Annotated in this window: 28 protein-coding genes (1 of these 28 cut by a window edge); 17 read left to right on the top strand and 11 right to left on the bottom strand. The window is 41.4% G+C overall.

The window, feature by feature from the left end; genetic code table 11:
* Positions 1-53: 53 nt before the first annotated feature.
* Together ACRPI0_RS11725 and ACRPI0_RS11720 are read right to left on the bottom strand one after the other, a co-directional pair.
* Positions 54-275, bottom strand: coding sequence for a DUF1128 domain-containing protein (locus ACRPI0_RS11725; RefSeq protein ID WP_432352829.1), 222 nt, complete (start codon positions 273-275; stop codon positions 54-56).
* Positions 276-316: 41 nt separating this feature from the next.
* Positions 317-1,693: an alanine/glycine:cation symporter family protein gene (locus tag ACRPI0_RS11720; protein WP_432352828.1), complete on the bottom strand. Its 1,377-nt coding sequence runs from the start codon at positions 1,691-1,693 to the stop codon at positions 317-319.
* A gap of 241 nt (positions 1,694-1,934) precedes the next feature.
* On the opposite strand from ACRPI0_RS11720, the gene ACRPI0_RS11715 reads away from it, so the two are divergent.
* Positions 1,935-2,300 (top strand): YtxH domain-containing protein, encoded by a 366-nt coding sequence (locus ACRPI0_RS11715; RefSeq protein ID WP_432352827.1) that lies wholly within the window; start codon positions 1,935-1,937, stop codon positions 2,298-2,300.
* Between the two features lie 29 nt (positions 2,301-2,329).
* Positions 2,330-3,361 (top strand): YihY/virulence factor BrkB family protein, encoded by a 1,032-nt coding sequence (locus ACRPI0_RS11710; RefSeq protein ID WP_432352826.1) that lies wholly within the window; start codon positions 2,330-2,332, stop codon positions 3,359-3,361.
* Between the two features lie 17 nt (positions 3,362-3,378).
* Here ACRPI0_RS11710 and ACRPI0_RS11705 read toward each other — a convergent pair whose 3' ends face one another.
* The 3 genes from ACRPI0_RS11705 to ACRPI0_RS11695 all read right to left on the bottom strand — a co-directional run bounded on the left by ACRPI0_RS11705 (position 3,379) and on the right by ACRPI0_RS11695 (position 6,387).
* Entirely contained in the window at positions 3,379-5,283 is a 1,905-nt protein-coding gene (locus tag ACRPI0_RS11705) for a heavy metal translocating P-type ATPase (protein WP_432352824.1), read from the bottom strand.
* A 257-nt stretch (positions 5,284-5,540) separates the two neighbouring features.
* The gene (locus ACRPI0_RS11700) at positions 5,541-5,705 is read right to left on the bottom strand and encodes an SE1561 family protein (RefSeq protein ID WP_432352822.1); all 165 of its coding nucleotides are present in this window, start codon (positions 5,703-5,705) and stop codon (positions 5,541-5,543) included.
* 295 nt (positions 5,706-6,000) lie between these two features.
* Positions 6,001-6,387: an OsmC family protein gene (locus tag ACRPI0_RS11695; protein ID WP_432352820.1), complete on the bottom strand. Its 387-nt coding sequence runs from the start codon at positions 6,385-6,387 to the stop codon at positions 6,001-6,003.
* A gap of 64 nt (positions 6,388-6,451) precedes the next feature.
* On the opposite strand from ACRPI0_RS11695, the gene ACRPI0_RS11690 reads away from it, so the two are divergent.
* Complete coding sequence (locus tag ACRPI0_RS11690; protein WP_432352819.1) at positions 6,452-7,630, top strand: MFS transporter; 1,179 nt, start codon at positions 6,452-6,454, stop codon at positions 7,628-7,630.
* 76 nt (positions 7,631-7,706) lie between these two features.
* Here the strand turns inward: ACRPI0_RS11690 and ACRPI0_RS11685 are convergent, their stop codons facing one another.
* Both ACRPI0_RS11685 and ACRPI0_RS11680 read right to left on the bottom strand, forming a co-directional pair.
* Positions 7,707-8,513: a polysaccharide deacetylase family protein gene (locus ACRPI0_RS11685; protein ID WP_432352818.1), complete on the bottom strand. Its 807-nt coding sequence runs from the start codon at positions 8,511-8,513 to the stop codon at positions 7,707-7,709.
* Positions 8,514-8,569: 56 nt separating this feature from the next.
* Entirely contained in the window at positions 8,570-9,469 is a 900-nt protein-coding gene (locus ACRPI0_RS11680) for a TIGR01777 family oxidoreductase (protein WP_432352817.1), read from the bottom strand.
* A gap of 89 nt (positions 9,470-9,558) precedes the next feature.
* On the opposite strand from ACRPI0_RS11680, the gene recX reads away from it, so the two are divergent.
* Together recX and ACRPI0_RS11670 are read left to right on the top strand one after the other, a co-directional pair.
* Positions 9,559-10,371, top strand: a complete 813-nt coding sequence (gene recX, locus ACRPI0_RS11675) for a recombination regulator RecX (protein ID WP_432352816.1) — start codon at positions 9,559-9,561, stop codon at positions 10,369-10,371.
* Positions 10,361-10,693, top strand: coding sequence for a YfhH family protein (locus tag ACRPI0_RS11670; RefSeq protein ID WP_432352815.1), 333 nt, complete (start codon positions 10,361-10,363; stop codon positions 10,691-10,693). Before recX ends, ACRPI0_RS11670 begins: the two co-directional genes overlap by 11 nt.
* 8 nt (positions 10,694-10,701) lie before the next feature.
* Here the strand turns inward: ACRPI0_RS11670 and ACRPI0_RS11665 are convergent, their stop codons facing one another.
* The gene (locus tag ACRPI0_RS11665; RefSeq protein ID WP_432352814.1) at positions 10,702-11,685 is read right to left on the bottom strand and encodes a metal-dependent hydrolase; all 984 of its coding nucleotides are present in this window, start codon (positions 11,683-11,685) and stop codon (positions 10,702-10,704) included.
* Between the two features lie 112 nt (positions 11,686-11,797).
* Here ACRPI0_RS11665 and mutY point away from each other — a divergent pair, with 112 nt between their 5' ends.
* The 9 genes from mutY (at position 11,798) to nikC (ending at position 21,433) form a co-directional block, all read left to right on the top strand.
* Positions 11,798-12,847 carry an A/G-specific adenine glycosylase gene (gene mutY / locus ACRPI0_RS11660; RefSeq protein ID WP_432352813.1) on the top strand — a complete coding sequence of 350 codons (1,050 nt, stop codon included), beginning with the start codon at positions 11,798-11,800 and terminating at the stop codon, positions 12,845-12,847.
* A 64-nt stretch (positions 12,848-12,911) separates the two neighbouring features.
* Entirely contained in the window at positions 12,912-13,118 is a 207-nt protein-coding gene (locus tag ACRPI0_RS11655) for a gamma-type small acid-soluble spore protein (protein ID WP_432352812.1), read from the top strand.
* Positions 13,119-13,274: 156 nt separating this feature from the next.
* Positions 13,275-13,820, top strand: a complete 546-nt coding sequence (ntdP, locus tag ACRPI0_RS11650; RefSeq protein ID WP_432352811.1) for a nucleoside tri-diphosphate phosphatase — start codon at positions 13,275-13,277, stop codon at positions 13,818-13,820.
* A gap of 52 nt (positions 13,821-13,872) precedes the next feature.
* Positions 13,873-15,618 carry an ABC transporter ATP-binding protein gene (locus ACRPI0_RS11645; protein ID WP_432352810.1) on the top strand — a complete coding sequence of 582 codons (1,746 nt, stop codon included), beginning with the start codon at positions 13,873-13,875 and terminating at the stop codon, positions 15,616-15,618.
* A gap of 145 nt (positions 15,619-15,763) precedes the next feature.
* A complete protein-coding gene (locus ACRPI0_RS11640; protein ID WP_432352809.1) occupies positions 15,764-16,786 on the top strand; it encodes an ABC transporter ATP-binding protein in 1,023 nt (340 codons plus the stop codon).
* Positions 16,758-17,783, top strand: coding sequence for an ABC transporter ATP-binding protein (locus ACRPI0_RS11635; RefSeq protein WP_432352808.1), 1,026 nt, complete (start codon positions 16,758-16,760; stop codon positions 17,781-17,783). Before ACRPI0_RS11640 ends, ACRPI0_RS11635 begins: the two co-directional genes overlap by 29 nt.
* The gene (locus ACRPI0_RS11630; protein ID WP_432352806.1) at positions 17,780-19,396 is read left to right on the top strand and encodes an ABC transporter substrate-binding protein; all 1,617 of its coding nucleotides are present in this window, start codon (positions 17,780-17,782) and stop codon (positions 19,394-19,396) included. Before ACRPI0_RS11635 ends, ACRPI0_RS11630 begins: the two co-directional genes overlap by 4 nt.
* Positions 19,397-19,514: 118 nt before the next feature.
* Positions 19,515-20,519, top strand: coding sequence for an ABC transporter permease (locus tag ACRPI0_RS11625; RefSeq protein ID WP_432352804.1), 1,005 nt, complete (start codon positions 19,515-19,517; stop codon positions 20,517-20,519).
* A gap of 17 nt (positions 20,520-20,536) precedes the next feature.
* The gene (gene nikC / locus ACRPI0_RS11620; RefSeq protein ID WP_432352803.1) at positions 20,537-21,433 is read left to right on the top strand and encodes a nickel transporter permease; all 897 of its coding nucleotides are present in this window, start codon (positions 20,537-20,539) and stop codon (positions 21,431-21,433) included.
* Positions 21,434-21,467: 34 nt separating this feature from the next.
* Here nikC and ACRPI0_RS11615 read toward each other — a convergent pair whose 3' ends face one another.
* Together ACRPI0_RS11615 and ACRPI0_RS11610 are read right to left on the bottom strand one after the other, a co-directional pair.
* Positions 21,468-22,553 carry an FUSC family protein gene (locus ACRPI0_RS11615; protein ID WP_432352802.1) on the bottom strand — a complete coding sequence of 362 codons (1,086 nt, stop codon included), beginning with the start codon at positions 22,551-22,553 and terminating at the stop codon, positions 21,468-21,470.
* Positions 22,554-22,628: 75 nt separating this feature from the next.
* Positions 22,629-23,918 carry a glutamate-1-semialdehyde 2,1-aminomutase gene (locus tag ACRPI0_RS11610; protein WP_432352801.1) on the bottom strand — a complete coding sequence of 430 codons (1,290 nt, stop codon included), beginning with the start codon at positions 23,916-23,918 and terminating at the stop codon, positions 22,629-22,631.
* 128 nt (positions 23,919-24,046) lie between these two features.
* Here ACRPI0_RS11610 and bcp point away from each other — a divergent pair, with 128 nt between their 5' ends.
* From bcp to perR, 3 genes are all read left to right on the top strand, one after another.
* Positions 24,047-24,541: a thioredoxin-dependent thiol peroxidase gene (gene bcp / locus ACRPI0_RS11605; protein ID WP_432352800.1), complete on the top strand. Its 495-nt coding sequence runs from the start codon at positions 24,047-24,049 to the stop codon at positions 24,539-24,541.
* Positions 24,541-25,482 carry a D-2-hydroxyacid dehydrogenase gene (locus ACRPI0_RS11600; protein WP_432355946.1) on the top strand — a complete coding sequence of 314 codons (942 nt, stop codon included), beginning with the start codon at positions 24,541-24,543 and terminating at the stop codon, positions 25,480-25,482. Before bcp ends, ACRPI0_RS11600 begins: the two co-directional genes overlap by 1 nt.
* A 110-nt stretch (positions 25,483-25,592) precedes the next feature.
* The gene (perR, locus tag ACRPI0_RS11595) at positions 25,593-26,036 is read left to right on the top strand and encodes a peroxide-responsive transcriptional repressor PerR (RefSeq protein WP_432352799.1); all 444 of its coding nucleotides are present in this window, start codon (positions 25,593-25,595) and stop codon (positions 26,034-26,036) included.
* Positions 26,037-26,082: 46 nt separating this feature from the next.
* Here perR and ACRPI0_RS11590 read toward each other — a convergent pair whose 3' ends face one another.
* Positions 26,083-26,234, bottom strand: the 3' portion of a protein-coding gene (locus ACRPI0_RS11590) for a YgzB family protein (protein WP_432352798.1). 205 nt of this gene lie beyond the right edge of the window; only the last 152 of its 357 coding nucleotides appear in the window; its start codon lies off the right edge, out of view; the stop codon is at positions 26,083-26,085.

Genomic DNA, 26,234 nt, shown 5'->3' with positions numbered 1-26,234 from the left:
AAAAGCGGATCCCAGTTAATCGGGATCCGCTTTTACTATGTTGTAGATGAAGATTAGTTGCGTAGTGAACCGAGTTCAGCAACAATCGCTTGCATTTCGTTCGGTGTTACTGTTTCACGCTTCATTACCATTTTGTAAATGTAATGTAAGTCTTCATACTTTGAAGTACTGAAGTTCTCTGCTTTCATAGCATCTACATTTACCATTCTTAATTTCTCTTTAATCTGATCGATCATATACGAAACATTTTCAGGAGTGGGTTGAGTTAAGTCCATAAGTTTTCCGCCTTTCGCTATCTTCGGACTTAATCATTCCATTATTTTGATTCGCTGTCAACAGGTAGACCAGCTTTGATACGTTTCTCTTCCTGAATCTTCGCTTGGAAACGCTTGGACTCTAGTACGATAACTCCAGACAAGCCGAGAAGGCCAATCAAGTTCGGAATCGCCATTAGACCATTCAATACGTCAGCAAGTGTCCAAACAACGTCTAGAGATGCTGTAGCCCCTACAAAGATGAAGAGAACGAAAACGATTCGGTAACCGAACACAGCTTTCGGATTCGGGAATAAGTACTGGAAGCACTTTTCTCCATAATAGCTCCAACCAAGAATTGTCGAAGATGCGAAGAAGATGAGTCCAATTGTAACAATTATTGGTCCAGCTCCTCCTAGGAAGAAACCAAACGCTTCACCAGTTAAAGCACCCTTGTCGATACCATTCTTCCATTGGCCTGACATAACGATTGTTACACCAGTGATAGAACAAATGATTAGTGTATCAAACAAAACTTGAGTCATAGAAATTAGAGCTTGACGTCCAGGCATATCTGTCTTTGCTGCTGCTGCAGCAATCGGAGCAGAACCAAGTCCAGCTTCGTTTGAGAAGAGTCCGCGTGCAACTCCGAAACGGATAACCGTACCGATTGCTCCACCTGCAATTGCTTGGCCAGAGAACGCATCACTGAAAATCAAGCCAAATGCTGCGGGAACCAAATCAAAGTTTAAGATAATAATAATTGCTCCTGCAATAAAATAGAAAAGGGCCATAATCGGCACAAAGAATGCTGTAACTTTTCCGATTGATTTGATACCGCCTAAGATTACAAGTGCTCCAAAGATAACAAGTGCAATACCAGTTACCCAGAAAGGAACATTAAATGCATTATTCATAGCATCTGCTACGGCTTTAGATTGAGTACCATTACCGATACCAAATGCTGCAAACGCACCAAAGATTGCGAACAGGACACCGAGCCACTTTTGTTTCAGTCCGTGCTCCAAGTAGTACATCGGTCCACCGGCCATTTGACCATTTGAATCTTTCACACGATATTTGACTGCGAGAACTGCTTCTCCGTATTTCGTGGCCATACCGAATAATCCAGCAACCCACATCCAGAAGATGGCACCAGGTCCACCCGTTGCAACAGCACTGGCAACACCGACAATATTACCAACACCGACTGTTGCGGCCATGGCTGTCATGAGTGCTTGGAATTGAGTAATATCACCGTCTGCTTTTTTGTCATGATTTCTAGTGAAAACTTGTTTCAACGAGTATGGCAATAATCTAATCTGAATAAACGTAAGTCTGAACGTTAAAATGATACCCGTACCGACCAGTAAGATTAATAGCGGAGGTCCCCAAATTATATCGCTTAACTTACCTAAAAACTCCTGTACCTGATCCATCCCAATTCCCCCCTTGGTGTTTAGACAACCTATGTTTGTAAATACGAAAGAAGAAGAACTCACCTCCCTTAAATTGAAAATTCCGACTAATCCAACGGATCATTGTTATTAATTATTAATATTGCGAAACTTCAGTCGTTACGTCAAGTACTTTTTTAGGGATGTACAAGTTTTGTTTGTTTTATTACATCCTGGGGTATAATACGGTAAGCAATTAAGTAATCTACTTGGAGGTCATTTTATGGGGAATAGTAAACTTGGCAAGTTCATTTTGTTAGGAGCATTACTAGGTGGGGCGGCTGCTCTAATAGATCGATCGACACGAACTACTGTAATGAGTAATTCAAAGAAAGCCGTAAATGAATTATCTTATTACGCAAAAAATCCAGATACGTTAAAACAAAAACTGTACGACCAAAAAGACAAATTCCAAGCAGCATATGAGCAACTCTCTGGCGACGTTTCTTATATTAAGGAACAAGTTGAAGAACTTAAAGCACTAACTCCGCAGGTGAAAGAGCTTGTCACCGATACAAAAGATACTTTTGTGGATTCGAAAGAAGAGTACGAAACTATCCTGAAAGATTCACAAACCGCGACCTCTTAATTTGAGTGAACGAAAAGGAGTGAGGGAAGTTGAGCAATGATGTAAAGAAAAACAAGTCCGATGGGTCACCTTCTCTAGAAAAGGCCCATCAGGACAAGTCGTACATAAACGAAATGTCGCATCGTTCTCATGAGAGTGGAAACAAATTCTCAGAATCGAAAGTCGGGGGCTTCGTTACAGACATTCAAGATGGTGAAATACATACATTCGATGTCACTACAAAAGAAGGATTCTTAAAGGAATTAATATTGCGTATTAAAACAGTAGATGTATCTGGACTTGGTGCAGAATTGTCTTATTTCTTTCTGCTTTCCATGTTCCCCATGCTGATCTTTTTATTCACACTTTTACCGTATTTGAATTTAGATCAGGCTCAGGTTATGTTGCTCATCAGAGACTATGCACCAGCAGAAGTAGCGAAAATGATTGACGATATTCTGAGCGAAGTGCTCACAAACAAAAACAGTGGTTTGCTATCTATTGGTATTCTCGCAACGCTTTGGTCTGCTTCTAAAGGGATGAATGCACTTACAAAAGCTCTAAACCGTTCTTATTTCAAAGAGGATTCACGTTCTTTTATTGTTCAACGCGGAATGTCAATCGTCTTTACAGTTATGCTAGTGCTAGTAGTGGTAGTTGCACTTGGTCTACCGGTGTTTGGTGAACAAATCGGGTCATTTATATTCTCGTATTTAGGACTCGAGGAAGGCTTCTCACAGCTATGGAATCAGTTAAGATTTATAATACCTCCTGTCCTAATCGTTGTTGTTTTCACATTAATTTATTGGTTGGTTCCTGATTTAAAACTTAATTTAAAAACAGCATTACCTGGCGCACTCTTTGCGACGGTTGGCTGGATTGTCACAACGTTTGGTTTCTCATACTATGTTTCTAATTTTGGTAGCTATGCGAACACGTATGGGAGTATAGGTACTATTATTATCCTCATGCTATGGCTCTATTTTTCAGCAATCATTCTCATGATTGGTGGGCAAATCAACGCCGTTATGAAAGAACGTTATGAACGATTAAAACAAATAAAAAGCAATGCAACGGTGTGAGCCGTCGCATTGCTTTTTTATTTGGTCGTATTCAACATGCGTAATCCATTTAAAATAACGAGAATTGTGCTTCCTTCATGACCGATAACGCCGATTGGAAGATCCACAACTTGCATAAAGTTGGAGATGATCAGCATTACGATAACAAGTATAGAGAAGAACACGTTCTGTTTGACAATCCGTTGCATTTTTCTCGATAGCTTAATGGTATAAGGAAGTTTCGTCAAATCATTTTGCATGAGAACAACGTCTGCAGTTTCTAATGCAACATCTGTCCCTTCACCCATTGAAATCCCGCTCGTCGCTGTTGCTAATGCTGGTGCGTCATTAATGCCATCACCGACCATACCGACAGCGCCATACTCTTTCATTAACTCTTTAACTTTTTGCACTTTCATATCTGGAAGACATTCTGCCGTATACGCGTCAATGCCGACTTGAGTCGCAATGGCACTAGCGGTTTTTTCGTTATCTCCTGTCAACATGATTGTCTTTAATCCTGCTTTTTTGAGATCTCGAATTGCTTCGATTGCTTCAGGACGTAGCACATCTTGAAGTGCAGCAGCTGCTAAAATACCTTCTTGGTCTTTGATGAATAAAACAGTCTTACCTTCTTCAGATAGCGCATAAGCAGCACCATTGTGGAATGCTTTCGCTTCTTCTTTTCCAACAAAGCGAGGACTTCCAACAATGACTTCACCTTCAGAAGTATGTGCACGTAACCCGTTACCAGGAATCTCTTCAATTTGGAAGTCTCGTTGCATTGTAACTCCTTCGTTAAGTGCATACGCAGTAACTGCAACTGCTAAAGGGTGATTGGAACGAGATTCTATTCCAGCTAATAGAGATAACGCATCTTGTTTTGAATGGCCATCACGTACAATAAAGTTCGTAACGACGGGTTTTCCAGTTGTTAATGTACCCGTCTTGTCGAAGACAATTGCTTTCAAAGAACTTAAATGTTCGAGATGGACCCCACCTTTAAATAGAACCCCTCGTTTTGCCCCATTTGAAACAGCAGCGAGAGTAGCGGGCATAATTGAAGCTACCAGTGCGCAAGGGGAAGCGACGACTAGAAGAACGATCGCGCGATAGAAAGTTGTCGTCCAATCCCAACCGAATACGAAGTGGGGAAAGAATAGCATAAATGCTACAGTTACAAGGACAATTTTGACGTAGCTTCCTTCGAAACGTTCTATAAATTGCTGCGATGGAGACTTTTCACTTTGCGCAGTCTGCACCATAGAAATAATCTTTTGGAAAAGAGATTCACTGCTAGGCTTTGTCATTTCCATTTCGATAACGCCGCTAATATTTACAGTACCCGCAAATAATTCATCGCCTATACGTTTGTCTGCAGGAACTGATTCTCCGTTAATGGCAGACATATCGATAGAAGTACTTCCTTTTACAATGGATCCATCCACAGGAATTCGTTCACCTGCTTTGACTAATAGACGAGCACCTACATGTAGAGAATCTGTTGATACACTAACCTCTGAACCATCTTCTTGAATTAGCCAGGCTTCTTCAGGTTGCAATTCCATTAGCGATGAAATTTCCTTGTGACTTTTGTTTAATGTATACGTCTCAAGCGCACCACTTAACGCAAAAATGAAAATTAGAATGGCACCTTCAGCCCAATAACCGATTAGTGCAGAACCTACAGCGGCCAAAACCATTAACATTTCTACATTAAGCTCTTTGTTTTTAATCGTTTCTTCAATACCTTCTTTTGCTTTTGCGTAGCCACCTATTAAAAATGCGACGACATATAGACTAACTGAAAAAACTTCAGCTCCATTTTTACCAATCAACCATGCCGAAACAATAAGCACTCCTGACAGGATCGCTAATGCCAGCTCGATATGTTCTTTCCAATCTACTGACTTTGAATGCTCAGTATTTGCATGAGTAGTCATAGTACCCCTCCTAATTGAGAATGAGATTCACTTTCATTTACCTTGTAAAAGTCATAAAGTCTTATTCCCATGGGGGGATCCGACTTAGTTGATAGATGTTACTACTTTATAATGACTATTGATAGTAGTATATCATACTTGAGAATAAAGTGTGATAGTATAAGAACCTTTTTGTGGAAAACTATTTTATTGCACACAAAAAAACAGAGGAAAAAGTTCTTCCTCTGTGAAAAGTAGTACATAGATACTCGAATTCTTTATTTTAATTTGCTCATTCGAACTTCTAAGTCATCTACAAGACTAATCAGACGATCGATTTCTTCCAAATCAGCGGTTTCAGGTTCAATCGTATCTAACGTTTCTAAAAACTGATTCAAGCGAACTTTTAAATCATCAACTTGGTTAGATGGTGAGTTTTGCATGATAGACACCTCTTTCTATAGGTATAGTTTAGCGGAAATGAGAGGTCAACACAATTAGTTGAAAAGAAAAATCATTTTAACTATTCACAATTGAAAGTTAATGTGTTATGATAGTTGTAATCCAACAAAGGAGGGAAGCAGCTTAGATGGTTAGTAAAAAAGGAGGCGATACGAAGACGTCTGGAAATGGAAATTCTATTGGCGAATTCGCAGTGAATTTATGAAAAATCTAATTACAACATAAAGCCCGGCTCTCAATCAACTAACAGAGGCCGGGTCTTTTTGTGTGGAAAAATCATTTTGAAATTTCGTAAGTTTTCTTCACGTCGATACAATTAGCTACCGATTGGTACATAGAACAGTTCTTATCCGTCAATTCGAGAATCTTCGGCATCTTTTCGTCAGTAAGTCCATCTGCACGAACAGTAATGTGGAAGTGGATTTTCTCAAGACGACTGGCATCATCCTGTGAGCGTACAACCTCTTTTACTTCAATTTCAATAGACTGAGCAGGCATCCGCTTTTTTTCTAGAATTTTACGCATAACCCCACCTGTACATGCTGCAATTGAGGAAACCATCAACTGATACGGTCGAAATCCTTTTTCTTCATTAGAAGAAATTTCAAGCGTACCGAATTCTGTTTCAGTTACAAAACCATGTTCTGTCATTTCGAATTTCATTAAAATCTCCTCCTTTGTATGCTATCATTATATAGGTTTTCGTTTGAAAAGGGGTGTTAGAAGAATGCACATCGTTCGAGACCAGCAACGGCATCGCTTTTGGGTATTGGTCATCATCGTGTCCATCTCAGGATTTTCGCAAGGTATGTTACTTCCGTTAATTTCTGCTATTTTTGAACAGGATGGTATTTCAGGAACTTTAAATGGATTAAATGCCACTGGATTATACATAGGTACATTATTAGTATCACCATTTATGGAAGCGCCGCTACGTAAGTTTGGGTACAAGCCAGTCATTATAGCGGGTGGAGTAATTGTCATTGTCTCTCTTCTATCCTTCCCGTTATGGAAGAGTGTGGTATTTTGGTTTGTTCTTAGATTATTTATCGGGATTGGAGATCACGCCCTCCATTTTGCAACGCAGACTTGGGTTACCAGTACAGTACCCACCGATCGTCTCGGAAGAAGTATCTCCATATATGGATTGTCTGTAGGCGTTGGATTTGCAATCGGTCCAATGTTTGTACCACTTGTAGGGATATATGAAGGACTTCCGTTCATCGTTTCTGCAGTTCTTACACTTTGTGCATGGGGGCTTGTGTTTACTCTAAGAAATGACATACCCGAGGCAACTGCTGGAACTGCATTTGTAGGTCACTTCGGAAGTCGTGTAAAGGTAACAGTCATTGTAGCTTGGGTAGCGCTTCTAGGACCCTTCGCGTATGGCTTCTTAGAATCTTCTTTGAATGCAATGTTCCCAGTTTACGCATTGCGTAATGGGATTCCTTTGACGATGGTGTCAATCATTATTCCTGCATTTGCTTTCGGGGGGATCATATCGCAAGTTCCACTTGGTATTTTGTCGGACAAAATAGGACGAAGACCTGTTCTGCTCTTAGGCTTAGGTGGTGGTATGCTTGCGTTTACAGGAGCAGCATGGCTGAGTGCATCTGCAATTGCTGTAATGATCATGTTCTTTATAGGTGGGTTGTTTTCAGGTTCTCTCTTTTCTCTTGGTGTAGCGTACATGTCAGATCTCACACCAAAGCATTTGCTTCCGACAGGCAATTTACTATGTGGAATCTTCTTCAGCTTTGGTAGTTTGACGGGCCCTATACTCGGTGGTTTCGTTTTAGAAACTGCACAACAAAGCTATTTATATGTGTTTAGTCTAATTCTAGGCATACTCTTCTTATTGACAGTATTCATTAAAAAGCCGTTGAAGCAGCAAACGTTGAGTTAATGGATTGACTAAATTATGAGATTTTACTAAAAGAGACCGAGCTCAATTGAGCCAGGTCTCTCTCTATTTATCCAGTTTATTGAGCTAAGCCAAGTTGGATGTCTTCATACTCCATCACTAGGTCGTCTAAAGATCCAAACGTATAGCCTTGTTTCTTTGCGTCTCTGATGAAATCAGGGAGAGCTTGAGAGTTATCCGAAGAAACTGTATGCATTAGGATCACTGCCCCAGGATGTAACTGATTCATAAGTTCATTATAGGCGAAATCGCGGCCTTTAGGTTTATCAGCATACCAATCGATGAAAGCTACTGACCAAAATATATGACGATAGCCAAGGGAGTTCCCAACAGCAAGTAATTCCTCGTTAAAAATCCCCTCAGGCGGTCTCGCATATACCGTTCTCTTAATATCAGTCGTCTCTTCAAGCAACGTATCGAACTTCGTCCATTCTTCCTTCATTTTCTCAGGACTCAGCTTTGACATGTTTGGATGTCCGTAAGAATGATTGCCGATGCCATGGCCATCTTTCACCATTCTTTTTACGAGTGGAGCAGCACTTTTAAGATAGTGTCCTGTTAAAAAGAAGGTGGCAGGTGTTTCTTCCTTTTGCAATGTATTCAAAATACTTTCCGTCTCTCCATTTTCATACCCATTGTCAAAAGTTAAATAGACAATTTTATCGTCTGGTTTTCCTTTATAAATCGCTCCATACTCCTCGAGCATCGATTCAAGTGCTGAGCCTGCGTTAGGAGGTTCTCCGTTCATTGACTTCTTAAAACCCCAGTGAAACTCATCTGCATGAGCTGAAAATGGATTAAAAGCTAACCCAACGACAATGACAAAGGCTGCCATCAGAATTCCTGGTCCGTGTTGTTCCATCATATCGAGCACACTCCTTTTTCACTAGCGTGTGCGAATGTCAGGAAATTATACTGTGCTCAACCTAGAATGCGTTCGATTGCTGGGCGAATTGCAGGATAATTAAAAGTGAAGTCACTATTGTTAAGTTTTTCAGGTAGCACATGTTGTCCTTCGAGCACCAACTTACTCTTTTTACCGAGCGCGAGTTTCATAGCGAATCCTGGAACAGGAAGCCAATGGGGACGACTTGTAACGGATGCAATCGTTTTGCCTAAATTAGACATGCGTACAGGTGTAGGTGCAGTTACGTTTACAGGACCTTCTAAAGATGGGGTTTGGATTGCAAACAAAATTGCACGAGCCACATCTTCTACATGAACCCAAGAAATCCATTGTTGACCAGATCCAATCGGACCTCCTGCAAATAATTTATAAGGTAGCGCAATGAGAGGAAGGGCACCTCCACCTTTTCCGAAAACGGTACCAAATCGCGTAAAAACAACACGTGTACCGTATTCTCTCATTTTGGCGGCTTTTTGCTCCCAATCATGAACCGTTTTCCCGAGGAAGTCATGTGCAATTTCCAGTGAGTCTTCTGTATATACGTGAGTTTCCGAAGTTGGATAAAGTCCGATAGCACTAGCATTCACGAAAACGTCAGGTTTTTTGCTTAGAGCTCCAAGTATACGAAGCAATTCATCGGTTGCTTCCATGCGACTTTCGTAGATTTTCTTCTGGTGTTCTTCCGACCAACTGCCATCGTTGATTGAGGTACCTGCTAAATTTACAACTGCATCTGGTGGTGTTAGTACTTCTTCAGGCGATGCGTCGTTATGTAGCCACTGAACATAGTGAATTCCATTTTTCTGTTTTGACTCACTTCTTGTTAGGACGGTGAGTTCATGGCCTTCTGTTTGCAATAACTCTAATAGTTTAGAACCGATGAAACCTGTGCCACCTGTTATTAAAATATTCATTGAAAAATCCCCTTTCAAAAAGTCTAAAACGATTCAGCTGACCGGCGTTATAAGAACAGGTATACTATAATGAAGCGGAGGTGATAGTTGTGCCAGTGATCACCAAAATCACACAACAAAAGCGGGAAAAAGAAAGATATAACATTTTCTTGGATGAAGTCTATGCGTTTAGCGTACACGAGTCGAATCTCGTAAAATTCGGATTGACTAAAGGTATGCAGTTGGAAAACTGGGAAATAGAAGATCTTGAATATGAAGAAGAAATCCAACGCGCATTTAATAGAGCTCTACACTTTCTCGGGTTTAGAATGAGAAGCGAATATGAAGTGAAACAAAAATTACTACACGCGGAATTTGGTGAAGCGGTTATTCAAGAGGCAATACTTAAGCTAAAGAGATCAGGTTTTCTAGATGACCAAGCATTTTCTGAAGCACTTCTTCGAACTCAAAAAAACACCACTGGAAAGGGGCCGAACGCTATCAAAGAAGACATGGAGAAAAAGGGGATTGACCCTTCAATTCAAGAAACTACTTTAGAAGAATATGACCCTCAAGAACAATTGGCGACTGCTACAAAATTAGTTGAAAAAGCAGCACGTAAGCATTCAACGGTTGCACCTACACAACTAAAGCAACGCATACAAAATGCACTTCAGCGTAAAGGATTTTCTTTTGACATCATTAGAGAAGCAATAGCTTCAGTAGATTTTGAACCTGAGGAAGATGAATGGACAGCAATCACCGAGACAACTGGTGAAAAGGCATGGCGTCGAGTGAGTATTAAGTACAGAGGCTATGACCGAAAGAAACGTGTCAAAGAAGCAATGTATCGAAAAGGAATTCCGTTTGACCGGATTGATGCATTCATCGAAAAAAAGGAGCTTGAAGAAGATGGAGAATGAAAAGAAATATAGTCAAATGAATGAACAAGAATTACGTACTGAGATTGCGCGTATTATGGAAAAAGCTCGAAAAGCCGAGCAACTAGGGATTCTAAATGAGTACGCAGTCTATCAGCGTAAAGCATTGATGGCTCAATCCTATCTAATAGATCCAACTACTATCATCCCTGGTGAGATTTATAAAATCCAAGGCGATGAAGGGTTCTTCTTTAAAGTCGATTATTTAAAAGGACGTTTTGCTTGGGGGTACCGGATGGGTGGCGAACAAGCTGAAGAAGCTCTCCCGCTCGCCATGTTAGCATCCGTAAAGTCAGGTAAATAACTTTCCCATTATGATTCTTCAAGGAAGTTCAATTTCTTCTTGAGCTTGTCTTCAGAGAATATCCAACCCGTATACGAGTTCACGACGTTTAACTCTTCGTCCACGTGCGCTACTGCGACAAACGGATAAAACGTTTTACTTCTATAGCGCAAGTCGATGAGACGAACTTCTGTCAATACATCGACTTGCGTAATTTCCCATCTGTAAATAGGAGAGAATGCAACAAATGCTTCAATGTTCTTATCTGTCATCGCCGCTAGTACATAAGGAGAATCGGGCAACGGCTTTCGGTCAAACCGATCGTAGATGTTGACGGATCGTCCATACGCACGTCCAACGTAGTGGTCGGTTTTAGTGGAAGCTGCAATGCGCCACTGGAAGAACCGCATAGTAGGTGCGATGTAAATATCAACAGCATCAGGAATCGTATTACAAACTGCCCGTTTTACGGCACCGCGTACCGCAAAACGAAGTAAATAATACACAAATACTACACTATATAATATACTCATTGTCAGCACAGGCTGTGCCCCAAATAACCAAGCTGCAATTGCGATTGTGTGTAAAGCGAAAATTATTGGATCGAATGTATTAATGACGCTTAATGCGACCCACTTTTGTGAAAATGGCCTAAGTGCCTGAGTTCCATAGGAATTAAAGATATCAACAAACACATGAACGAATACAGCAAGAAATGTCCATGCCCATAGGTGAATGAAATTCGCTTCAGGTACGAAGAACGATAAGATGACTGAAATAACAATCGGCCATAACAATACTGCTGGAATGGAATGAGTAATTCCTCTATGATTCCGTATGTAAACGGCGTTATTCCTAAGTTTTAGTACGGTATCGATATCTGGTATTAATGAACCTACAATAATGCCTGCAAAAACCGGACCCATGGTTGCTGAGTGTGAGGCTACCATCGGATCTGCCATAGCAAGTCCACTAATTGCAATACCCATTGCAATGTGTGTTCCTGTGTCCACTCCATCACTCCTTTACTTTGACGTATCCGCTGAAATCATTTCAACAGTTCTCTTAATTATATACCCAAATTTGAATAACCTAAAAGTATTAGCGAGTAGAAGGAGTTTTCCAATGAAAATTAGTCAAAAGAAAGTGTTCAATGAAGCACTTCTTTCTTGGTACCATGAAGAAAAAAGAGATCTTCCCTGGAGAAGAACCTCAGATCCTTATTACATCTGGGTATCTGAAGTAATGTTACAACAAACCCGTGTAGATACGGTTATCCCGTATTATGAAAGATTCATCAATTCGTTCCCGACAATGGAGGCGCTGGCTGTAGCCGAAGAGGAAAACGTATTGAAACATTGGGAAGGTCTTGGTTATTACTCACGTGTACGGAATCTACAAGCGGGCGTTCGTGAAGTAGTTGAACAGTACGACAGTAAAATACCGGAAACACGATCGGAAATTATGAGCTTAAAAGGAATTGGGCCGTATACTGCTGGTGCTGTTCTAAGTATTGCTTATGGAATACCAGAGCATGCAGTCGACGGAAATGTCATGCGCGTTTTTTCAAGACTTTTCTTAATCGATGAAGACATCGCAATCCCTAAAACGAAAAAGGTGTTTGAGCAACGCGTTATGGAAATTATTGATGAGAGCGATCCGTCTTCGTTCAATCAGGCAATTATGGAACTCGGGGCAACAATATGCACACCTAGACCCCGTTGTCTTCTATGTCCGGTGAGAGAGTTTTGCGAAGCATTTAATGAAGGAAAACAAGAAGAACTACCTGTTAAAACGAAAAAGGTCAGAAAGAAAGTTGTGACAATCTGTTCGTTTGCTATTCAAGAGCCAGGTGGAAAATTCCTTTTGCGGAAGAGACCATCAGAAGGTTTACTTGCTGACTTCTGGGAATTTCCTCAACTTGAAGTGACTGAGGAAGCGTCTGCACTTGATCAGTTAATGACAGAAACTGGTTTGTTGCTTGATAAAGGAATAGAGTTCGCCCGCTTTAAACACGTCTTCTCACATATAACATGGCTCGTTGAAGGGTTCCATGCTGTTTTGCAAGACCAATCCCCAATTCCAGAAGGCTATCGGTTTTTCTCGGAGCATGAACTTGAGCAATTGCCAAAATCCAAACCGATGAGTAAGCTTTTAGAACAACTCGAGCTATAATTTAGTGAGAGCAGAATAAATTCATGCAGTCTGGATATGCTAGTTGTTACGGAGGTGAATATCCATGACAACTAACAACCCGCGGAACCAGAAAAACAACCAGCAACAGCAACAAAACCAACAAAACCAACAAAACAATCCGCTAATGAACGAAGAGTTTGGAGCCGAGACAGATGTACAGCACGTGAAACAACAAAACCAACAAGCTGAAGCTAACAAGCGTCAAGCTTCAGGACAACGTGCAAACAAATACGGAGACCAAACAAAATAATTGGATGGACACCACCGGCCGGTAGGGAATTTCATTTCCCTACCGGTTTTTCTTTATTGCAGGGTTAATCGTTTTCTATTTATAGAAACGGTTGGTATAATGTTGTGATAAGAATGGAACGATAAATTTCCCGGTCACGAAAAGGTGGTTTTAAAGATGGACATTCCAAAAGAAGGGGAAACGGTTCAAGTACATAGTTACAAGCATGATGGTAATATTCATAGGGTTTGGCAAGAAACGGTTGTCTTAAAAGGTACACGTAATATTATTATTGGAGCGAATGATCGAACGTTGGTTACGGAATCGGATGGCAGGACATGGATTACACGCGAACCGTCAATCTGTTATTTCCACGCAGAACGTTGGTTCAATATCATCTGCATGCTTCGTGAAGACGGCGTGTACTATTATGTCAATATTAGCTCCCCGTTTGTCTTTGACAATAATTCCATTAAATATATCGACTATGACTTGGATGTCAAAGTCTTCCCGGATATGAGCTATCTCATTTTGGACGAAGATGAATACGCAGATCATAAAAAGCAGATGGGTTATCCTGAAGTGATTGATAAGATTTTGCATCGTAATCTTGAAACGCTATTAAGTTGGATTAAGCAACGCAAAGGTCCGTTTGCTCCAGACTTTATCGAGGTTTGGACATCGCGTTATGAGTTTTACAAAAACATGAAGAATGAAGTGTGAATAAGCCGAGCTGCGAAGTTTGCGGCAGGCTTTTTTTGATAGGAGGGATGATATGGGAGAGAGTATAAAGCGTTATATGAAATTTGTAAAACCGTATAATTGGCAAATTGGACTAACAGTAATCATAGGAATCATCAAGTTTGCAATACCGCTATTCATTCCTTTACTCATTAAAATTGTCATCGACACGATTATCGGTTCCAAAACGATGACAGATGCGGAACAAACGAAACAACTCTTCTACTGGCTTGGCGGAACCGCTCTCGTGTTTTTCATCATCCGACCACCAGTGGAATACTACCGGCAATATTACGCACAGTTAGTGAGTAATAAAATCCTATATGATATTCGTCAAAATCTATATGGGCATCTACAAAAGTTAAGCCTGCGCTATTATACAGAAACCCGTGCTGGCGAAGTTATTTCAAGAATCATCAACGACGTGGAACAAACAAAGAACTTCGTAATGATTGGTTTGATGAACGTTTGGCTCGATTTAGCAACAATTCTAATTGCAGTAACAATCATGCTTACGATGGATGTACCCTTAACATTAGTGACATTGCTGGCCTTTCCTTTCTATGCGTATAGCGTCAAACACTTTTTCGGCAAGCTCCGAAAACTTACAGGTGAGCGATCTCAAGCACTTGCTAACGTTCAAAGTTACTTACATGAACGTGTCGCTGGCGTAAGTGTCATTAAAAGTTTTTCACTAGAGGAGATTGAACAAAAACGATTCGATGAAACCAATGGGCAGTTTCTCGACAAAGCAATTGAACATACAAGGTGGAATGCGAAAGCCTTTGCTGTTGTGAATACAATTACGGATGTTGCACCATTATTAGTAATCGCATATGCTGGGTATCAAGTTATAAACGGAGATCTATCAGTAGGTACGATGGTTGCGTTCATCGCTTATATCGACCGTCTGTACAATCCGCTTCGACGTCTTGTCAATGCATCGACATCTCTAACACAATCATTTGCTTCCATGGATCGCGTCTTCGAGTTGATGGAAGAACCCTATGAAGTAACCGATAAAAATGATGCTGTTGCATTACCTAAAATTCAAGGTGAAGTTAAGTTTGATCATGTGGATTTTGCGTATGAAAAAGAAGGATTCCCGATTCTTAAAGGGATGAACTTTACGGTGAAACCTGGCGAGACAGTCGCACTTGTTGGCATGAGTGGTGGCGGAAAGTCGACGATTGTCAGTCTGATACCGCGGTTTTACGATGTTACCGGAGGAGCTATTAAGATTGATGGCTACGATTTGCGAGACATTCAGACAAAGTCATTGCGTGACCAAATCGGTCTAGTTCTCCAAGATAGCATCTTGTTCAGCGATTCAGTCCGCAGCAATATTTCGATGGGGAAACCTGATGCCACTGAAGAGGAGATCGTAGATGCGGCTAAGGCTGCGAATGCCCATGACTTCATTTTAGATTTGCCTGAAGGGTATGATACAAAAGTTGGTGAGCGAGGAGTCAAACTTTCAGGAGGACAGAAACAACGTCTTTCCATTGCGCGTGTATTCTTGAAAAATCCACCAATGCTTATATTGGATGAAGCCACATCAGCACTTGACCTAGAGAGTGAAGCACTCATTCAAGAATCCTTAAATCGCTTAGCCCATGATCGAACAACAATCATTGTGGCACATAGGCTTTCGACAATTACACATGCGGATAAGATTTTAGTTATCGATCATGGGGAATTGAAAGAACAAGGTACGCATGCTGAACTAATTACCAAACGAGGAATTTACTACGATTTATTTCAAGTTCAAACAATATAATCGAGATGCAGACAGTATGGGTAATAATCCTTATTGTCTGCATTTTTTGATTGTATTGAAAATTGTCTTGATTTACAATTAAAAAACCGTATAATACTGAATAGAAGTTATATTTAGAAAAATAGTATTGGGAGAGGGCGGTATCATGAGCGAACGAAAAAAGGTCTTGGATGTTAAAGACTTGCAGACCACTTTCTTTACTGATTCGGGAGCAATTCCAGCGGTCGATCACGTTGATTTCTTTGTGAGAGAAGGGGAAGTGCTTGGAATAGTTGGTGAATCTGGATGTGGTAAGAGTGTGACCTCGCTTTCAGTGATGGGTCTAGTACCGAAGCCGCCAGGTAAAATTACGGGTGGCGAAATACTATTTCAGGGTAATGACTTGTTGAAGAAAAGCGAGAAAGAAATGCGATACATACGTGGTAATGATATAGCGATGATTTTCCAAGAACCGATGACATCGCTGAATCCACTTTTCACGATAGGAAACCAAATGTCAGAAGCAATTCTGATCCACGAAAAGAAATGGTCTAAAAAACGTGCACGTGCTCGTGCTATTGAGATGTTGAAGTTAGTCGGCCTACCTCGAGCGGATGAATTGATAGATGAGTATCCTCATCAGTTATCCGGTGGTATGAGACAACGGGTCATGATCGCAATGGCCCTTGTGTGTGATCCAAAATTACTCATTGCTGACGAACCTACTACTGCTTTGGATGTAACTATCCAAGCACAAATCTTAAAACTGATGAAAGATTTGAACACGCGACTAGATACCGCAATTATGTTAATTACTCACGACTTAGGAGTTGTCGCAGAGACGTGCGAACGAGTAATTGTTATGTATGCTGGACAAGTGATCGAAGAAGCCTCAGTAAAGAAGATATTTGAAGACCCCCAACACCCTTATACAAAAGGACTCATTCAATCGGTTCCCGATATGCGCTATAAAAAAGAACGCCTTTACTCAATCCCTGGAAATGTTCCGAAACCAGGGTCGATTAAGCAAGGATGCAAATTTGCAGCACGCTGTGAATTTGCATTTGACCGGTGCTTGAGTGAAGACCCACAACTAATTCATACCGAAATGGGACATCAGACGAGATGCTTCTTATATAGTGAGGGAGGAGTGACCCAAGATGGACCAAAAGCCTTTGTTGAAAGTTGAAGGACTGAAAAAGTATTTCCCAATTAAAAAAGGGCTACTTGGAAGAACTGTAGGTTATGTAAAAGCGGTAGACGATATATCGTTCTATGTAAACAAAGGTGAAACACTTGGAATCGTTGGTGAGAGTGGATGCGGTAAATCGACCACAGGCAGAGTGCTCATGAGGCTCTTGGAACCGACTGAAGGTACTGTCGAGTTTGACGGTAAAGAGCTAACCTCTTTGTCGACTTCTGAAATGAGAAAAATGCGACGTGATATCCAAATGGTGTTTCAAGATCCATATGCATCGCTCAATCCGCGTCATACAATCGGTAAAATTCTCGAAGAACCTCTAGTTGTTCATGGAATTTCAGATGCAAAAGAGCGGAAGAAATCCGTCATTAAGTTTTTAGAGATTGTAGGATTAGATGCATACCATGCTAAACGCTATCCTCACCAGTTTAGTGGTGGTCAGCGCCAGCGTATTGGTATTGCTCGAGCACTTATGACAAATCCGAAACTGATTATCGCTGACGAACCCGTATCTGCGCTTGATGTGTCGATTCAAGCACAAGTATTGAATTTAATGCAAGATCTCCAGAAAGAATTCGACTTGACGTATATTTTCATCGCACATGATCTGGGTGTAGTTCGCCACATTAGTGATCGAGTTGGCGTAATGTACTTAGGTCGGATGGTTGAAATTGCGCCGAGTGAACAATTGTATGCAAATCCATTACATCCATATACAAAAGCATTGCTGTCAGCGGTGCCAGTTCCAGACCCTGATTATGTTAAAGATCAAGTGATGATTGATGGGGATATTCCAAGTCCGGCAAATCCACCTTCTGGGTGTACGTTCCATACACGTTGTCCATTTAAAATGGATGTCTGTACAAAGGTCTCGCCGAAGCTGGTAGAACATGAGAATGGTCAATCTGTCGCTTGTCATCTTTATAGTGAACAAGCAGGCACTGACATAGAATTGAAAGAAAAAGAGATGGAGGGGTCTTTATGAAGAAGGGGAAATTATGGTCACTTGCACTCGTAATGTTACTTGTCCTTTCTACAGCACTCGCTGCTTGTGGAAATGACGAAGAAAAAGAAGGCGCTAAGGACGATGGTGAGAAAACTAGCGCGAAAGAGAAGACATTAGTGTTTGGACGTGGGGGCGATTCAACATCTCTAGATCCATCACGTGTAACTGAAGGAGAAACATTCAAAGTAACAGTCAATCTTTTTGAAACGCTTGTAAACTTCGGTGATGAAGATACAACGATTCAGCCAGGGCTCGCAAAAGAGTGGGAGCCATCTGAAGATGGGTTGACGTATACATTTAAACTAGAAGAAGGCGTTAAGTTCCATGACGGTTCGGACTTTAATGCAGATGCAGTTGTTGCGAACTTCGCACGATGGGCAGGCGGCGACGCTGAGAAATTCCCGTACTATAGTTCAATGTTTGGTGGTTTCAACGGGGACGAAGAGGCTGTTATCGAATCGGTTATAGCTGAAGACGAAAACACAGTTGTTTTCACGCTTAAGCGTCCACAAGCTCCATTCTTGAAAAACTTAGCAATGAGCATGTTTGCAATTTCTAGTCCTGAAGCATTTGCTAAAGGCGACGACGAGTACGAGCGTAACCCAGTAGGTACTGGTCCGTTTAAGTTTGTTGAATGGAAAGCAAACGATTCAATTACAATCGAAAAGAACGCTGATTATTGGCAAGAAGGACTTCCTAAACTTGATAAAGTCGTATTCCGCGCAATTCCGGATAACGCAGCGCGTTTGAATGCTTTGATTGCTGGTGAAATCGATTTGGCTGATGGCATCAACCCATCAGACGGAGCGAAAATTGAAGGAGACAGCAACCTTCAGTTATTCGAACGTCCTTCTATGAACGTAGGATACCTAGGACTTACAGTAACACGTCCTCCATTCGACAAGAAAGAAGTACGTCAAGCAATGAACTATGCAATCGATAAGCAAACAATTATCGATTCATTCTTCGAAGGCCGTGCAGAAGTAGCGAAAAACCCAATGCCATCATCAATCTCTGGTTACAACGATGGGATTGAGGAATACGCATATGATCCTGAAAAAGCAAAAGAATTACTGAAAGCAGCAGGATTAGAAGACGGATTTGAAATGGAACTATGGGCAATGCCAGTTCCACGTCCATACATGCCAGATGGTACAAAGGTTGCTGAAGTTATCCAGAGTAACTTGGCTGATGTAGGCATTAAAGCAAAAATCGTTTCATATGAATGGGCAACATATTTAGACAAGGCAAGTAAAGGTGAAGCGGATGCCTTCATGCTTGGATGGACTGGAGATAACGGCGACGCTGATAACTTCCTTTACGTTCTACTTGATGAAGACAATATCGCGAGCAACAACTACACGTACTTCAAAAACGCAGAAACACACAAATTGTTCCTTGAGGCACAAAAAGAAATCGATGAAGAGAAGCGTAATGAGCTTTACATGAAAGCTCAAGAAATCCTTCACGAAGAAGCTCCATGGGTACCACTTGCTCACTCAACACCATTACTTGGTGGAGCAGCGGATCTTACTGGGTTTGTACCACATCCAACAGGTTCTGACTTGCTTTCGAATGTAGACTTCAAGTAAGCCTGCGATGCACATGAACGTGTGAAGGGGGGAGGCGAGATGCCATATCCCCCTTTCATGTTTTTTTAAATGATTGTGCAATGCGTAGAGTAAATTAGAGCCATGAGAGGTGAACCGAATGCTCAGTTACATAGGAAAGCGATTGTTTCAACTGATCCCAGTTTTATTAGGCATGACATTTGTTGTATTTATGATGATCCGGGCAATACCTGGTAATCCTGCACAAGTTATATTAGGTCAACAAGCAACACCTGAGGCGGTTGCCGCACTCAATGCAAAGTTAGGTCTAGATCAGCCTTGGTATATCCAATTCTTTAGTTATTTAAAAGGTCTTTTCACAGGTAATCTCGGTGAATCGATGCGAACACGATTACCAGTCGCTGACGAAATTTGGCCATATCTTGCTGCGACACTTGAACTTGCATTGTTCGCAATGATCATTGCCATTGTCATTGGCATTAATGCTGGGATCATTTCAGCATGGTTCCAAAACTCTTGGTTTGACTATACTGCGATGATTTTAGCACTAGTAGGAGTATCTATGCCGATCTTTTGGCTCGGTCTACTTGGACAATGGGCGTTTGCAATTGAACTACAATGGCTCCCAACAACAGGACGTGAGCAAGTCCGAGATCCTGTTTCGGCAATCACGAATCTCTACATGATAGACGCCATGCTAAATGGTCGCTTCGATCAGCTGTGGGAAGTCTTTAAGCACTTAATTCTTCCGGGGATAGCTCTTGCAACGATTCCTATGGCAATTATTGCTAGGATGACTCGTTCAAGTATGTTGGAAGTGATGCGTGCGGATTACATTCGAACAGCACGTGCGAAAGGTCAAAAGATGTTTTTCGTAGTTTATAAGCATGCATTGAAAAATGCTATTATTCCTGTCTTAACAATTATCGGTCTTCAAATGGGGATGCTTCTAGGTGGTGCCATCTTAACTGAAACTATCTTTGCATGGCCAGGGATTGGACGTTACATTTACGACGCTATTAACTACAGAGATTATCCAGTCATACAGTCAGGGATTCTAGTCGTTGCATTTTTCTTCGTCATGATTAACCTCGTTGTTGACCTATTGTACGGCGTCATTGATCCGAGGATAAAATATGATTGAGGAAGGAGGAAGGTACTATGTCTGAATTGACACCGAAGATGGATGGAATTGCAGAAGCGCAACTGGAAAAAGAATCAGGTCCTTGGAGTGAAGCGTGGCGGGGGTTCAGAAAGAGTAAAGTGGCTGTAGTCGGTATGGCAGTCGTTGTATTCTTCATCATCATCGCCATTTTTGCTCCTTGGATAGCATCTCAAGGGATTAACGATCAGAACTTGGCAGACAGACTCCATCCACCGTCCGCTGAGTATTGGTTTGGAACAGATGACTTTGGCCGAGATATTCTATCGAGAATTATTCACGGTGCTCGTATTTCGTTAGCTGTTGGATTCTTTTCGGTTATCGGATCAGTCGTTGTGGGAAGTATTCTTGGTATTGTAGCTGGTTATTATGGACGCTGGGTAGATGTTATTATCTCGCGAGTCTTTGATATCATGCTTGCATTCCCTTCAATCTTACTCGCGATTGCGATTGTCGCGGTACTCGGGCCAAGTTTGCAGAATGCATTGATAGCGATTGCCACTATAAACGTTCCGAACTTTGGACGATTAATCCGATCGAAAGTACTTAGTATTAAAGAGGATGAATACATTACTTCCGCTAAAGCGATCGGTATGAAAGATGTTCGGATTTTGTTTTCGCATATTCTGCCGAATTCAATGGCACCCGTTATTGTTCAAGGGACACTCGCGGTAGCAACTGCAATTCTTGAAGCTGCTGCACTTGGATTCCTCGGTCTCGGCGCTCAAGCTCCTATGCCGGAGTGGGGAAAGATGCTGGCGGATTCGAAAGCATATTTGCAATCTGCGCCATGGACAATGATTTTCCCTGGAATCGCAATTATGCTTACTGTTCTAGGGTTTAACTTAATGGGAGACGGGTTGCGCGATGCACTCGATCCAAAAATGAAAAGCTGAAAAAATCCTAGAGGCGAAGGGCCTCTAGGATTTTTTAATAGATTTCATCGTCGAATTTTGTATTGGCTTCACTGTCATATCTACTTTGGTACGTTACGACAAGACTGTCCAGATGCTCTAACTGTTCTTCATAGTTCAGAATAGATGAAAGTATATGAAGCAAATAGTAAGTGGAGAACTCTTCGTCTTCTTCTTTAGAAAGAATGATTTCTTTCACAAAGATTTCCATCACTTCATGTCGCTGGATATGCTCATCGTGAAGACCTGTGCTCAGCTGGTCTGCTTTTAGCTTACCGACAAATTTCAAATGCAGTTGTTCGTGATACGTAAGTATTGCATCCAAGCGTTCTTGCACCATCATTTTAAAGTGATCGGGCAATATTGCGAGTTCGTTCTCATGAAGATGAAGTTTTTTTAGAACTAGCAGACTCGCATTAGATGCAACAATCATTTGACGATAGACGACTAACTTTCTTCCTTTTGCATACTGATTCTTCTTTAAGTAATATCGTTCTTCTTTGTAAAGTGAATACAATTCATCGATTTTCTTTAGTTGGTCTTTTGAGTTTTTAATAACATTCTTTGTAGCGATGTAATCGGATGCCTGTCTTCCGGTTAGACGAATCCACCGTATGATTTCATCTTGCGCCTGATGGATGGATTGAAATAATTTCACTTCATACTTTGGTGGCAAGAAGATTAGATTTACTAAGAAAGCTGCGAGTACACCGATGAGAATGGTTAATACACGAAGCGACGCGAATAAGAGAAAGTCATCACCCTGGATTTCCATGACAGCAACCATCGTGACAAGTGCAAGGCCAATCGATTTTTCTAAGCCTAATTTCAGCATAGTTAAAATAACAATTATAGCCGCAAGTCCAACGATGACTAACTGATGGCCGAATACAAGAACGAAGACAACTGCAACAGTAGCACCTATCAAGTTACCTTGAATTCGTTCAATTACCTGTAGATAAGATCTATAAATGGTTGGTTGAATCGCGAATATCGCTGCAATCCCTGCAAACACAGGATTGGGCAAGCCGAGTGATTGTGCAACGAACAATGCGAAGACAATCGCAATACCCGTTTTTAAACTTCGGGCACCAAGTTTCATGAATGTATTCCTCTCTTCAACGGTCTCTTTTGCGCTACTTTACAATAAATCCCGGCATTGGTCAACAGTCGTTCCTTACAGCAACTCTGCAAACGCAAGGTCTACGGCAACTAGTGTATCTTGTATATCTCTTTCTGTGTGAGCCGATGTGATGAACCAAGCTTCGTATTTTGAAGGGGCTAAGTTAATACCGTTCTTTAGCAATAGTTTGAAGAACTTACCGAATCGCTCTCCATCTGTCGCTTCAGCTTGGTCGTAGTTCACGATTGTTTCTTCAGTGAAGAACACTGTAAGAGCTCCACCTTTGCGATTGATCGTAATCGGAACATGGTGTTTTCGCGCAGCTAGAAGAATACCTTCTTCTAACATGGCTCCAAGACGATCTAATTCTGCGTAAAGACCTGGCGTTTGAAGAACTTCCAGACATGCGATTCCTGAAAGCATTGAGGCAGGATTTCCTGCCATTGTTCCAGCTTGATAAGCGGGTCCGAGTGGAGCGACAGTATCCATGATTTCAGATTTTCCTCCGTAAGCACCGATAGGGAGTCCGCCACCGATGATTTTACCAAGTGCCATCAAGTCAGGCTGTAGTCCGAGCAATTCAGCTGCTGATCCATAATGGAAGCGGAATGCTGTAATAACTTCATCGTATACAATGAGAGCACCTTTTTCTTTGGCGATTTCATGTACAAGTGGAAGGAAACCATCCTGCGGCTCTACGATTCCAAAGTTCCCGACAATTGGTTCGACTAAGATACACGCAATCTCATCTCCCCATTTATCCATAGCGACTTTGAAGCTTTCTGGATTATTGAAAGGAATGGTGATGACTTCTTCAGCGATAGTTTTAGGAACTCCTGCTGAGTCTGGTGTCCCAAGTGTTGCTGGACCTGAACCGGCAGCAACAAGAACGAGGTCAGAGTGACCATGGTAACATCCAGCGAATTTCATGATTTTCGTACGACCAGTATACGCTCTTGAAACTCGAATTGTTGTCATGACTGCTTCAGTACCTGAATTGACGAAGCGGACTTTATCCAACCCTGGAATGGCATCCTTCACCATTTTAGCGAATTTCACTTCATGTTTCGTAGGTGTTCCGTATAATAATCCGTTTTCAGCTGCTTTCGTGATTGCTGCTGTTATATGTGGATGAGCATGCCCTGTAATAATTGGCCCATATGCGCCTAAGTAATCAATATACTTATTTCCATCAACATCCCAGAAATAAGGGCCTTGCGCGCGCTCCATCACAGTTGGGGCACCGCCACCGACTGCTTTGTAACCTCTAGATGGACTGTTGACGCCGCCCACGATATGTTCACACGCTTCTGCATAAATTGTTTCTGAATTTGTTCGTTCCATTGTTATTCCTCCGTTCAAATCAGTTCCTCTCTATTTTACCTAATAATGAGCGAAACACCAAAGGAATTGAAAAAGACGGAGTAGTCCGATACTATTATAAGAAATAAACTATTTAGGAGGAATGAGAAATGTCAATGCTTGAAGGGTTGCACGCGCCAGATTTTACTTTACCAAATGAAAGCGGAAATGCAGTTACACTGTCCGATTATGCTGGAAAGAAGTACGTAGTTCTTTACTTTTATCCGAAAGACGCAACACCGGGGTGTACGCTAGAAGCACAAACGTTTAAAGAAAATCATCCTGAATTTAGTGCACTCGATGCGGTGATATTAGGCGTAAGTCCTGACGGGCAAGACTCTCATCTTAAATTTAGTGATAAGCACGGACTCCCATTCTCCCTTTTAGCTGACACAGAACATGCGGTTGCTGAGAAGTATGGTGTATGGAAATTGAAAAAGTCATTCGGCAAAGAATACATGGGTGTGGAGCGTTCCACTTTCCTAATCGATCCAACGGGTACTGTTATTAAAGAATGGAGAAAAGTTAAAGTGGATGGTCATATCGATGATGTCCATGAAACATTACTGCATGTATCTAATGAAGGGAATGGTGAAGTGAAGTGATAAATGCATTGTTCACGTTTCCGATCAAAGAGCAGTTTCAGATGGAGTTAGTCGAGCAATTCCCACAAATTCATTTTGATTTCTCTAACACGATTGAAGGCGCAAAAGATAAAAACATAACAATCCTTATTACATACGGGATGGATTTAACTAAAGAGATTTTGGATACTTTAACAGAAGTGAAATGGATAATGGTTGCTTCTGCGGGTGTTGACAAAATGCCACTTCAACAATTGGGAGAGCGCGGTATTCTAGTAACAAATGTGAGTGGTATTCATAAGACACCTATGGCGGAGTCTGTTCTAGCTCACATTTTATCCCTGAATCGCGCACTTCCTGTTATACAGGAGCAACAAAAGCAAAAAGTATGGGAAAAGATGAAATCCGGTGAATTACGTGGATCTAAGGCTATGATTCTTGGACCGGGTGCAATAGGTGGAGAAATCGGTAGGCTGTTGCAAGCATTCGGCGTTCATACGATTGGGTGCAGCCGTTCGGGTAGTGCTCATGATGGGATGTCAGAGGATATTTCGTTTTCTCATATTGATACGTATCTTCCTGAAGCAGACTATGTCATTTCTGTGTTGCCCAGTACTCAAGAGACACGATGGATATTAGACGGGTCCCATTTCCAAAAGATGAAGGACACAGCAACCTTCATGAACTTCGGTCGTGGTGATTTGGTGAAAGAGCAGGTAATCGTAGAAGCGCTAGAACAAGAAGAGATTGGGCATGCAGTGCTGGATGTATTCGAACAGGAACCGTTACCGGTGGAAAGTCCGTTATGGCAGTTGGCGAATTGCACGGTTTCTCCTCACGTTTCTGCATTGTCAGCCAAGTATATAGAACGAGCGCTTGAGATCTTTAAAGAGAATTTGACGCTTTGGATTTCAGAAAGTGGAGAATATAAGAATGTAATTGAGACAGCACGAGGTTATTGAGTGTAGCGTATTCTCGAATAACCACGAATGGTTGACACCAGGTAACGAATTCAGTAAACTAATTATAATGATTATAAATAAGTAATCTTTATGGAATAGAGGTGTTCGTTATGCCTGGTGCAATGTTAAAGGATGCGCTTGTCACATTGAAGGAAAGTGGTGTGCGAATTACTCCGCAACGACATGCCATTTTGGAATTCCTCATTTCTTCTGAATCCCATCCAACGGCGGATGAAATTTACAAAGCACTCGAAAAAGATTTCCCTAATATGAGTGTTGCGACAGTCTACAATAATCTGCGTGTTTTCAGAAACTCCGGCCTTGTTAAGGAATTGACGTATGGAGACGCTTCAAGCAGATTCGATTTTGTAACCCATGATCACTACCACATCATTTGCGATGAGTGTGGAAGCATTGTCGATTTTCATCATCCGGGGCTTGAAGAAGTGGAGCGTTTGGCATCCCATGTGACCGGTTTTAAAGTGAAGTCTCACCGATTAGAAGTGTATGGGGTATGCCCTGCGTGTGAGAACCAAGCTGTTAAATCAAACTAAAAACACGTACTTCTCTCTAGTTTGAGAGAAGTACGTGTTTTTGGTTTCAGCCTTTTCGTTTATCAGGTCTATTGTAAATTTCATCAAAGTCTTTTCCTTCAAGGGTAGGGTCCATTGTAAGTGGTTCTCTACAATGTCCACACATATCTACACGGCCAAGCATTTTGGTTTCTTTTCCACAGTTCGGGCAGACGATTT

The sequence above is a fragment of the Sporosarcina sp. A2 genome, assembly GCF_050858885.1.
Classification (GTDB): Bacteria; Bacillota; Bacilli; order Bacillales_A; family Planococcaceae; genus Sporosarcina.
Note: the sequence above shows the minus strand (reverse complement) of the source record. Positions and strands in the feature narration are given on the sequence as shown.